The sequence below is a fragment of the Pseudonocardia xinjiangensis genome (assembly GCF_012911925.1).
GTDB lineage: Bacteria > Actinomycetota > Actinomycetes > Mycobacteriales > Pseudonocardiaceae > Pseudonocardia > Pseudonocardia xinjiangensis.
Window position 1 is genome coordinate 1 of sequence record NZ_JAAXKY010000206.1, and the last position, 10,500, is coordinate 10,500.

9 protein-coding genes and 2 pseudogenes are annotated in these 10,500 nt (G+C 74.2%); 8 read left to right on the forward strand and 3 right to left on the reverse strand.

Annotated features, from left to right (window positions below):
• The coding region (locus HF577_RS34560; protein WP_246267843.1) for a sensor histidine kinase at nt 1–1,595 on the reverse strand (1,595 nt) is incomplete at its 3' end.
• Nucleotides 1,596–1,808: 213 nt separating this feature from the next.
• Nucleotides 1,809–2,756 (reverse strand): LysR family transcriptional regulator, encoded by a 948-nt coding sequence (locus HF577_RS34565; RefSeq protein ID WP_169400216.1) that lies wholly within the window; start codon nt 2,754–2,756, stop codon nt 1,809–1,811.
• Nucleotides 2,757–2,885: 129 nt separating this feature from the next.
• On the opposite strand from HF577_RS34565, the gene HF577_RS34570 reads away from it, so the two are divergent.
• From HF577_RS34570 to HF577_RS34590, 5 genes and pseudogenes are all read left to right on the forward strand, one after another.
• Nucleotides 2,886–3,197 (forward strand): hypothetical protein, encoded by a 312-nt coding sequence (locus HF577_RS34570; protein ID WP_169400217.1) that lies wholly within the window; start codon nt 2,886–2,888, stop codon nt 3,195–3,197.
• 221 nt (nt 3,198–3,418) lie between these two features.
• A pseudogene (locus HF577_RS34575) lies at nt 3,419–3,882 on the forward strand (molybdopterin cofactor-binding domain-containing protein); the annotation flags it as partial.
• Nucleotides 3,879–4,793 carry an XdhC family protein gene (locus HF577_RS34580; RefSeq protein WP_169400218.1) on the forward strand — a complete coding sequence of 305 codons (915 nt, stop codon included), beginning with the start codon at nt 3,879–3,881 and terminating at the stop codon, nt 4,791–4,793. The pseudogene HF577_RS34575 and the gene HF577_RS34580, both read left to right, overlap by 4 nt.
• Nucleotides 4,790–5,682 (forward strand): annotated as a pseudogene (locus HF577_RS34585) (AAA family ATPase). The gene HF577_RS34580 and the pseudogene HF577_RS34585 overlap by 4 nt, the downstream one beginning before the upstream one ends.
• A 45-nt stretch (nt 5,683–5,727) precedes the next feature.
• Nucleotides 5,728–6,945, forward strand: coding sequence for a vWA domain-containing protein (locus tag HF577_RS34590; protein WP_312859572.1), 1,218 nt, complete (start codon nt 5,728–5,730; stop codon nt 6,943–6,945).
• A gap of 17 nt (nt 6,946–6,962) precedes the next feature.
• Here the strand turns inward: HF577_RS34590 and HF577_RS34595 are convergent, their stop codons facing one another.
• The gene (locus HF577_RS34595; protein WP_312859573.1) at nt 6,963–7,925 is read right to left on the reverse strand and encodes an aldo/keto reductase; all 963 of its coding nucleotides are present in this window, start codon (nt 7,923–7,925) and stop codon (nt 6,963–6,965) included.
• A gap of 64 nt (nt 7,926–7,989) precedes the next feature.
• On the opposite strand from HF577_RS34595, the gene dhaK reads away from it, so the two are divergent.
• The 3 genes from dhaK to dhaM form a co-directional block, all read left to right on the forward strand.
• Nucleotides 7,990–8,991 (forward strand): dihydroxyacetone kinase subunit DhaK, encoded by a 1,002-nt coding sequence (gene dhaK, locus HF577_RS34600; protein ID WP_169400220.1) that lies wholly within the window; start codon nt 7,990–7,992, stop codon nt 8,989–8,991.
• A gap of 42 nt (nt 8,992–9,033) precedes the next feature.
• Entirely contained in the window at nt 9,034–9,675 is a 642-nt protein-coding gene (gene dhaL / locus HF577_RS34605; RefSeq protein ID WP_211175294.1) for a dihydroxyacetone kinase subunit DhaL, read from the forward strand.
• A 31-nt stretch (nt 9,676–9,706) separates the two neighbouring features.
• Nucleotides 9,707–10,500: dihydroxyacetone kinase phosphoryl donor subunit DhaM (gene dhaM / locus HF577_RS34610; protein WP_312859574.1), on the forward strand; the 794-nt coding region annotated here is incomplete at its 3' end.

The following is a 10,500-nucleotide window of genomic DNA, read 5'->3' on the forward strand; positions in this document are numbered from 1 at the left end:
GCTCGCTGCGGGGCGGGGTCCGTCGCCGGAGGCTGGGGATCGGGCCCGGTGCCGGCTGCGTGCGGCTCCGTGACCGGGACAGTGCCGGCCGGGCGCGGCTCCGTGACCGGGACAGTGCCGGCCGGGCGCGGGCCGGGGATGGTCGCAGCCGCGTGCAGGCCCGGGGCCGTCGCAACCGACCGCGGGGCCGGGACCATCACGGCCAGCAGAGCGGGCTCCGTCCTGGCCTCGGCGTTCTGGTCCCACCAGCCTTCCCAGGTCCCCTCGTGCCCGACGGGATCGGGTTCGGCAGGCCGGGGCGGCGGGGCGACCATCGGCACGAGCCGCGGCGACTCCATCACCCCGGCGGGCAGCGCGATCACGGCGGTGACACCGGACCCGGGGCTGGCGGTGAGCGAGACGCGGATGCGGTGCCGGACGGCGAGCCGGGCGACGACGTGGAACCCCAGACGCTGTGCGACCGAGAGGTCGACCTCGGGCGGGTCGGCGAGCAGCGCGTTCGCCGACGCCAGCTCGTCCCGGGGCATCCCGACACCCCAGTCCTCCACCGTGACCAGCTGCCCGCCGCGGCCGCCGCGGTCGGGGCAGGTGCGGATGGTCACGACGGTGTCAGGCGGGGAGAACCGTACGGCGTTCTCGGTGAGCTCGGCGATCAGGTGCGTCAGGTCGGTGACGGTCTGCCCGAACACCGCCGGCTGCTCGTCGACGACCAGCACGACACGATCCAGGTGCTCGGTCTCCGCCACCGCCGCCCGCAGCACGTCGCGCAGCGGCACGGGCTCGCTCCACGTGCGGGACGGCTTCTCGCCCGAGAGCACCAGCAGGCTCTCGGCGTTGCGCCGGACGCGGGTGGCGAGGTGGTCGAGCTTGAACAGCTCGGCCAGCGCGTCGGGGTCGCGCTCGGACTCCTCGAGCTGGTTGAGGATGTCGAGCTGGCGGTAGAGCATGCTCTCGTTGCGCCGCGCGAGGTTCACCAGCAGGTCGGAGGTGAACTGGCGGCGGCCGATCTCCGCGTTCGCGAGCCGGCGGGACAGGATGTCCTTCTCCCGCTGTGACTCCTCCGTGATCCGCCAGAACAACATCATTCCCGCGCAGGCGAACAGAACGGCGATGCCGTGGATCGCCGACCAGAGCCACGGATTCCCCTGCCCGGCCGGGTGGTTGAAGATCAGGTTCTGGTGCCAGCCGGAGCCGATCCCGTGGCTGACCACCGTGAAGACGATGTTGAAAAGGAAAGGCGCCCAGTCCTGGTACAGGGCGATGAACCCGATGATGATGAAGAAATGGAAGTGGGCCTCGATGGCGCCGCCGGACAGTCCCACCAGTGCGGCCGAGGAGTAGACGAGCCCCGCCGTCACCAGCACCGACGCCGCCCGCCGACGCTGCCGTAGCCGGGAGCCGAGCAGAAGGCAGACCAGCGGCGTGACCAGCACGTACAGCACCGTGAGCGGTGAATGTCCGATGAGCACGCCGAACAGCACGAGGCCCGGGACGTGCGCGGCGAGCACTGCCAGCAGGAGCCGGTGGCGGCGTTGCCAGTCCCGTTCACCGATGTTGTAACCGCGGGGGAGCGTATCGAGGACTGATCTCCACATCGTGCGTTGCACCGTTTCTGAGACCTCGTCACTGGGGAGTCGCCCGGGGGGAGCGGCGGACGAGCGGCGAGGCTACAACCATCTGACGCCACGTGAGCAACCGCTCACGGAATGCGCGCGAAATTGCACGCGGCCGGCCCATCGTGCGCACCCTGGATGCAGTAGTGCGACTAGGTGGAACGGGGGAGATGGGGGGCCGCGGATCCGGCCTGGTCAGCTCCAGATGGTGACGTACACCGGTGGCCGGAACCGCGACGGCGGCACGCCCGCACCGAGGGAGCGCAGCAGCTTCATCGCCTCGGGGGTGCCGAGGAAGTGCCGCAGGGACGCGGCGGCGACCGAGCGCCGGTCGACGGGCGGCGTGGTGGCATGCCAGCACAGCTCCATCGGAGTGCCCGGCACGTCCACGACCTGCAGCTCGCGTCTGCGCAGCTGGTGGACGGCGAGGTGGGCGATCCCCGGGGCGACGCCGGCCCCGCGCGCCGCGGCGTCCCACGCCGCGGTCTGGTTGGGGAAGACGCTGAGGCGCGACTCGGGGACGCCGAGCCCGCGCAGCAACCTGCTCACGTCGCTGCCCGGATCGGTGGCTCCCGGCTCGACCAGCCACTGCCAGGTGGCGGGCGCTCCGCGCAGCCGCGCGTCCGGCGCCGCGAGCACCACGAGCCGGCACCGGAAGATCGGTTCACTGACCAGCCCGAGGCTGCGGTCGGTGCCGAGGTAGGGGCCGAGCGCCACGTCGGCGAGCCGCTGCGAGACCAGCACCGCCATCTCCGCGGTGGCCGACACCCCGGCCGACACCTCGATCGACCCGGCCGAGCGGGCGGTGAACGCGTCGGCCAGCGGGCCCGCGACGAACTCGACGATCGCACTGGGCGCGACCAGGCGCAGCTGCTCCGCCGCACCCTTCGCCGACCGCACCGACGACTCGGCCTCGGCGCCCAGCGACACCATCTGCGCGGCGATGGTCAGCAGCCTGCTCCCGCCCGCGGTCATCGCCATCCCGCCGCCGCTGCGCGTGAGCAGGGGGTCGTCGAGGTACTTGCGCAGCGCGGCGAGCGCCTGGGAGACCGCGGGCTCGCTCACCCCGAGCGCGTTGGCGGCGGCCTTCACCGACCCGAGCCGGGCGACCAGCACGAAGGCGCTCAGCTGCGTCAACGTCATGCGGCGATTGTGACCCCGCGCACGGCTAAGCAATGGCTTATTCGCCGATTGCCCCTCGTCGGCTGCTCCAGCACCATGACCAGCCGACTAACCTGGTGTCTTCCCGCAGTGCCGCGAGGAGGGTTCGACATGACCCATGAACATCACGACGCGCCCGAGGGCGAGGCGCTGCCGGTACTGCGCGGGATCTGGAACGCGCAGCGCCAGAGCGGGACCGACATCGAGGCACCGAGCACCACCAAGGTCTGCAAGAACATGAAGAACATCGGCTTCGGCGGGATTGCCGAGGGCGGCGCCGACGCCGACTCCACCGCCGGTCCGGTCGGCGACGAGCTGCGCAGCGCGTGGCGCGACCGGCTCGCCCGCGAGGGCAAGCTCGCTCCCGGTGCCACGAGCCTGCGCGATCTCGTCATGAAGCCGTCGGAGCAGAAGAAGCCCTGACCGCCCCGAAGCCAGCCAGCCTGCTCGCATCTCGGCAGCCGGAGGACCCAGACGTGAGCCCACCCACCAGCGTCGCCGAGCTGACCGAGACGCTGCGCCGGGGTGACTACCTCGCCGATCGGGGCCTCTCCACGGCCGTGTTCGTCGCGCTGTCGCTACGGCGCCCGCTCCTGCTCGAGGGTGAGCCTGGCGTCGGGAAGACCGAGATCGCCAAGGTACTGGCCTACATCTGCGTCGTGGACGTCGACCCGGGCACCGGGCAGGTGCAGGTCCGCCGGTTCGTCGCGGTGGACGACTGCGGCGTGCGGATCAACCCGATGATCGTCGAAGGGCAGATCCACGGCGGCCTGGCCGACGGGATCGGCATGGCGCTGATGGAGCTCATGGCGTTCGACCGCGACGGCAACCACCTCGGGGCGTCCTTCATGGACTACCTGCTGCCGACCTCGATGGAGTGCCCGTCGTGGGAGCTGGGGGAGACGGTCACGCCGTCGCCGCACCACCCCATCGGGGCCAAGGGCGTGGGGGAGTCGGCCACGGTCGGCTCGCCCGCCGCGGTGGTCAACGCGGTGCTGGACGCGATCGGCGTACGCCACGCCGACATGCCGCTCACCCGGCGCAGGTGTGGCGCGCCCTGCAGGGCACGCCGCTGCGGACGGACCTGGCGATCGGAGAGCGATCATGAGAGCCGAGCTGCTGTCGCGGGTGGCCGGGCTGCGGTCCGGGCGCACCCCCTTCGTGCTGGCCACGGTGGTGCGTGCCGAGCGACCGACGAGCGCGAAACCGGGGGACTGCGCCCTCGTGCTGGCCGACGGCACGATCGACGGCTTCGTGGGCGGTGCCTGCGCGGAGTCCACCGTGCGGCTGGAGAGCCTGCGGCTGCTGCAGGCGGGCGAGTCGGGGCTGCTGCGGATCACCCCGCGCGCCGACGACGACCAGGCGGCGGAGGAGGGCGTGCGCACCGTCGGCAACCCGTGCCTGTCCGGCGGCACGCTCGAGATCTTCCTGGAGGCGATGATCCCGCCCGCCCTGGTGTCGGTGTACGGCGAGGCGCCGGTGGCCAGGGCGCTGGTGCGGGTCGGGCACGCCCTGGACTGGGACGTGCGGGCGAGCATCGACCCCACCACCCCGATCGCGCCGGACACCTCCGCCGTCGTCGTGGCCTCTCACGGGCGTGACGAGGCCGCGGTGCTGCGGGCGGCGCTCGATGCGGGCGTCTCCTACGTCGCGCTGGTGGCGAGCAGGCGCCGCGCGGCCGGGGTGCTCGAGGAGCTCGCGGCGCTGGGGGTGGCACCCGCGCTGCGGGGGCGGATCCACGCCCCCGCCGGGCTCGACATCGGGGCGCGGACCGCTCCGGAGATCGCGCTGTCGGTGTTCGCCGAGATCGTCGAGCACCGGCCGGAGGTCGCCCGGCCGGAGGACGGCTCCGCGACCGCAGGCCCCGTGTCCGGGGTGGCTCTCGACCCGGTGTGCGGGATGCAGGTGGCCGTGACGGCGGCGAGCATCTCCGCCCAGCACGGCGGCGTCACCACGTACTTCTGCGGCACCGGGTGCCGGCAGGCGTTCCTCGACGACCCGCAGCGGTTCCCCCGGTGACCGACACCGGCGGGGCGGCCGTCGAGAGCGTCGACGGGCTCGCCGCCGCGCTCGACGGCGCCGGCTACCTCGCCGACGACGCCCTGGCCACGGCGCTGTTCCTCGCCGTCCGGATGCGCCAGCCGATCCTGCTGGAGGGCGAGCCGGGCGTCGGCAAGACCGCCGCGGCCTCCGCGCTCGCGGCCGTGCTGGACACGCCGCTGCTGCGGCTGCAGTGCTACGAGGGCCTCACCGCGTCCGAGGCGCTCTACGAGTGGAACTACCCCCGCCAGCTGCTGGCCATCCGGCTCGCCGAGGCGCGCGGCGAGGACCTCGCCGACTCGGACCTGTTCACCGAGGCCTTCCTGATGCCCCGCCCGCTGCTCGCCGCGATCACGCATCCGGGGCCTGGCCCGCGGTGCTGCTCGTCGACGAGATCGACCGCGCCGACGACGAGTTCGAGGCGTTCCTGTTCGAGGCGCTCGCCGACTCCGCTGTGACGATCCCGGAGCTGGGAACCCGCCGCGCGACCGTCGCGCCGGTCGTCGTGCTCACCTCCAACCGCACCCGCGACCTGCACGACGCGCTGACACGCCGCTGCCTCTACCACTGGATCGGCTACCCCGACGAGCACCGCGTGGAGGAGATCGTGCGGCGCCGCGTGCCCGAGGCGGCCGGCTGGCTCGCCGGGCAGGTCGCGGCGGCCGTACAGCGGCTGCGCGGGCTGGAACTGCAGAAGAAGCCGGGGGTGGCGGAGGCGATCGGCTGGACGACCGCGCTGCACGTCCTCGGGATCACCACCCTCGACGAGGCGGGTGCCGAACGCACGCTCGGCACCGTGCTGAAGTACGACGAGGACGCCCGGCTGGCCCGGGCGACGGGCCTGGGCTCGCTGGTGTCCGGTGCCTGACCCGGGCGGCTGCGCGCAACCCGGTGGGGCCCCGGGCGGCGCCGGGTGACCCGCGGCGATCTCCCCGCGCTCGTGGCCCGGTTCACCGCGGTCTGCCACGACGCCGGGCTGCCCGTCGGGCCGGATCGGGCGGCGCGGTTCGCCCGTGCCGTCGTCGAGGTCGCGCCGACGACGACGCGGCGGCTGCGACACTGCGCCGTGGCCACCCTCGTCTCCCACCCGGAGCAGCTCCCGCTGCTCGACCGCGTGTTCGCCGCGGTCTTCGAGGGCGTGGGCGACGACGCCGGGCCCCGCGGCGACCCGAACGCCCCGCCCCTCGCCGCGGCACCGGCGACCCCGCCCTCCGGGGGCGACCCGCAGGGTGACCAGGCCACGGGCGGGGGCATGCCGCGTGCGGCGGCTCCGACCGGCGAACGGGCGCAGCGGGAGGCGCCCCTCCGGGCCTCGGCGGCGGCCACGGAACGTCTCGCCGGGCGGGAGTTCGAGGCGCTCTCGGCGCAGGAGCTCGCCCGCCTGACCGGCGCGATGCGGGCGCTGCGCGTGGCCACGCCGGTCCGCCGGAGCCGCCGCATGCGCCGGGCCTCCCACGGAGACCGCATCGACCTGCGCTCCACACTGCGCGCGGCCGGGCGCACCGGGGGCGACCCGGTGCGCCTCGCCCGCCGTCGCGCCCGCACCCGTCCGCGGCGGCTGGTGGTGCTCTGCGACATCTCCGGCTCGATGGAGCCCTACGCCCGCGCCCTGATCCAGCTGCTCTACTGCGCCGCAGGCGCGCAGCGCGCCGAGGTGTTCACCTTCGCCACCCGGCTGACCAGGCTGACCAGGGCGCTGGCCCGCTCCACCCCGGCCGTCGCGCTGCGCCGGGCGGCGCTGTTGGCCCCCGACTGGTCCGGCGGCACCTGCATCGGCGAGGCCCTGGCCCGGTTCAACGACGAGTACGGGCGCCGCGGGATGGCCCACGGCGCGGTGGTGCTCATCCTGTCCGACGGGTGGGAGACCGGTGACCCCGAGCAGCTGCGCCGGGAGATGGCCCGCCTGCGGCAGGTCGCGTACCGGATCGTCTGGGCCAACCCCCGCACCCGCCACGAGGACTACCAGCCGCTCGCCGGAGGCATGGCGGCGGCGTGGCCGTACTGCGACGAGGTGGTCAGCGCCCACAGCCTCGACGCGCTGGGCCCCCTCGTGACGGCGCTGGCGGGCCCGCGCGGAAGTTCAGGAAAGCCACTTTCAGGCCCCCACAGGGCAGGAACGTGGCTTTCCTGAACCTCGGAGGGGGGCGGTCAGCTCCAGGCGCGGGATGCGCGCGCGGACCAGTAGGCCTTCGGGTCCTCCGCCAGCTCGCCCAGCTCGGCCAGCACGTCCTCGGGCAGCTGCACCGCGGCGGCCGCCGCGTTGCTCTCCACCTGCGCGGGGGTGACCCCACCGGAGAGCACGGACCACGCCCATGGCTGGGCCAGTGCGGCGCCGAGCGCGAGCTGGTCGAGGGGGACGCCGAGCCGCTCGGCGATCTCCACGACGCGGGGCGGGGTGTCCGACGCGCCCGGGGTGAGCCGCCCGTTCGCGACCCCCTCCTTGACGATCACCAGAGCGCCCCGGGCGGCGGCCTCGGCCAGTGCGGGACCGACGGACTGCTCCAACAGGTTCCAGGTGGCCTGGATCGAGGTGAACAGCGGGGCGCCGTCCACCTCCACGTCCAGGGCCTTGAGCACCGCCTCCGGCTGGCCCGGTCCCGACGTGGACACGCCCACCCGCACCCCGCGGTCGCGCAGCGCGGCCAGCGCCCGGTGCAGCGCGGTGTCGTCCAGGACGCCGGTGTCGAGCGTGGCGGAGTGCACGTGATAGATGGCCAGCCGCGGCCCGAGCAGCGCCGCGGTCTCGGCCAGCTGCTCGGTGAAGGCGGCGAGCGAGTGGTCCTTCACCTCGTGGACGGGCACGTCGAGCTGCCATCCGCCGACGTACCGGTAGCCCCACTTCGACCCGATCACCACGTCGTCGATCTCGGGGTGGGCGGCGAGCCAGCCGGCGAGGAACTCCTCGGCGCGCCCGTAGGAACGCGCAGCGTCGAGATAGCGCACACCTGCGGCGTACGCGGTGTCGAGCACCGCCGTGGTGCGGGCCCGTAGCTCCTCGATGCTCCGATGTCCGCCCAGGTCCAAGGCGCGCCCGGAGGTGATGTACGCGGGGCGGGCGACAGCGGCCAAGCCGATGCCCACGCCGATCGGAGCGGTAGTGCCTGCACCCACAGCGGCGTAGCTTACGCCGCAGGTAGTTCGACTTTCACTGATGATCTGTCGAAGAGGGACCGCTGTGAAAAAGCTGATCAACGACCCGGCCGACGTCGTCTCGGAAGCTCTGCTCGGGATGGCCGCGGCGCATCCCGAGCTGCGGATCGACCACGAGAACAAGATCATCTACCGGGCCGACGCACCGGTCCAGGGGAAGGTCGCGCTGGTGTCCGGCGGCGGCTCGGGCCACGAACCCCTGCACGGTGGTTTCGTCGGTCCCGGCATGCTCGACGCCGCCTGCGCGGGTGAGATCTTCACCTCGCCCGTGCCCGAACAGGTGATGGCGGCCACCCGCGGCGTGGACGGCGGTGCCGGGGTGCTGCACATCGTCAAGAACTACACCGGCGACGTGATGAACTTCGACATGGCGGCCGAGCTCGCCGCCGCCGAGTCCGGCGTCGAGGTGGTGGCCGTGGTCACCGACGACGACGTCGCGGTGCAGGACAGCCTGTACACGGCCGGTCGGCGGGGCGTCGGGGTCACCGTGCTGGTCGAGAAGATCGCCGGAGCGGCCGCGGCCGAGGGACGGGACCTGGCCGCGGTGGCCGACGTCGCCCGCCGGGTCGACGCCGCGGGCCGCAGCATGGGCATGGCGCTCACGTCGTGCACCGTGCCCGCCGCCGGGCGCCCCACGTTCGACCTGCCCGACGACGAGATCGAGATCGGCATCGGGATCCACGGCGAGCCCGGGCGCCGCCGGGTGCCCACCGCGCCCGCCCGCGAGGTGGCCGAGATGCTCGTCGAGCCGATCCTGAGCGACCTGGACTTCACCGGTGGTGACGGCGTGCTCGCGTTCGTCAACGGGATGGGTGGCACCCCCCTCCTGGAGCTCTACCTCATGTACAACGAAGTGGCGACGATCCTCGCGAAGTCCGGGGTGACCGTCGTCCGGTCGCTGGTGGGGCCCTACATCACGAGCCTGGAGATGGCGGGCTGCTCGGTGACCTTGCTGAAGCTGGACGAGGACATGCTGCGGCTCTGGGATGCGCCGGTGCGCACGCCGGGGCTGCGCTGGGGCGTGTAGGCGAGCGAGAGGACAGGGACGTCTGATGGGCTGGAGAGCGTGATGGCCGACTCGACCGCGACGATCGACGCCGCCGGGATCGATCGCTGGATCCGGGCGTTCGCCACCGCGGTGGCCGAGAACGAGGGGATGCTCACCCGGCTCGACTCGGCGATCGGCGACGCCGACCACGGGTCCAACCTCGCCCGCGGGCTGAAGGCCGTGCTCGCGAAGCTCGACGGGAGCCCGCCGGAGGGTCCCGCCGCGCTGCTGAAGCAGACCGGCATGACGCTCGTGAGCTCCGTCGGGGGTGCCAGCGGCGCGCTCTACGGCACGTTCTTCCTGCGGATGGCCACCGCTGCCGGGGCCACCGATGCGCTCGACCAGGCCGGGTTCGCGGCCGCGCTCCGCGCCGGGGTGGACGGGATCGTCGCGCGGGGCAAGGCGGAGGCGGGCGACAAGACGATGTACGACGCCCTCGCGCCCGCTGTCGACGCGCTCGATGCGGCGCTGGGCGGGGAGGACTTCGCGGGTGCGCTGCGGGCCGCGGCCGCCGCGGCGGCCGCCGGGCGCGACGCCACCACCCCGTTGCAGGCCCGCAAGGGCCGGGCCAGCTACCTCGGCGAGCGCAGCATCGGGCACCAGGATCCCGGGGCCACGTCGGCCGCGCTGCTGATCGCCGCGGCGGCGGACACGCTGGGATGAGCACGTCCGGGCCGCGGCGGCGGGAGGGCCGGTGACCCCTCCGGTCGGGCTCGTGGTCGTCTCGCACAGCAGGGCGCTGGCCGACGCGGCCGTCGAGCTGGCCAGGGAGATGGCGCCGGGCGGCCTGCCGATCGAGGTGGCCGCCGGGGTGGAGGACGGCGCGCTCGGCACCGACGCGGTGGCCATCGCCGCGGCCATCGGGACGGCCGACACCGGGTCCGGCGTCGTCGTGCTGATGGACCTCGGCAGCGCCGTGCTCTCCGCCGAGCTGGCACTGGAACTGCTCGACGACCCGGACGCCCGCGACCGCGTGCTGCTGTGCCCCGCCCCGCTGGTGGAGGGCCTCGTCGTGGCCGCGGTGGCCGCGGCGGGCGGCGCCGACCGGGCGGAGGTGGCGGCGGAGGCCGCCGGGGCGCTGAGCGGGAAGCTCGCGCAGCTGGCGCCGGTCGAGCCGGGCGCGACACCCGAGCCGGAGGCGCCCGAGCCGGCGGCGCAGCCGGAGATCGTCGAGAGCTTCACCGTGTCCACCCCGCACGGCCTGCACGCCCGCCCCGCGGCCCGCCTGGTCGCGCTCGTCCGCGAGCTGGACGGCGCCCGGGTGCGGCTGCGCAACGCCACCACCGACTCGGCGTGGGCGCCCGCGTCGAGCCTCGCCCGGGTGGCCACCCTGGCGGCCCTGCACGGGCACCGCATCGAGGTCGCCGCCTCGGGGGAGGAGGCGCGCGCCGCGGTGGACGCGGTGCTCGCCCTCGCCGCCCGCGGCTTCGACGAGACACCCACCCCCGCGAGTCGCCCGGTTTCGGCGCCCGAGTCGCCCCCCGCCGC

Excerpts from the sequence above, each read along its gene's own strand:
- HF577_RS34565 (WP_169400216.1), bottom strand. The coding sequence starts at position 2,756 with ATGACGTTGACGCAGCTGAGCGCCTTCGTGCTGGTCGCCCGGCTCGGG.
- dhaL (WP_211175294.1), top strand. The coding sequence starts at position 9,034 with ATGGCCGACTCGACCGCGACGATCGACGCCGCCGGGATCGATCGCTGG.
- HF577_RS34580 (WP_169400218.1), top strand. The coding sequence starts at position 3,879 with ATGAGAGCCGAGCTGCTGTCGCGGGTGGCCGGGCTGCGGTCCGGGCGC.
- HF577_RS34570 (WP_169400217.1), top strand. The coding sequence starts at position 2,886 with ATGACCCATGAACATCACGACGCGCCCGAGGGCGAGGCGCTGCCGGTA.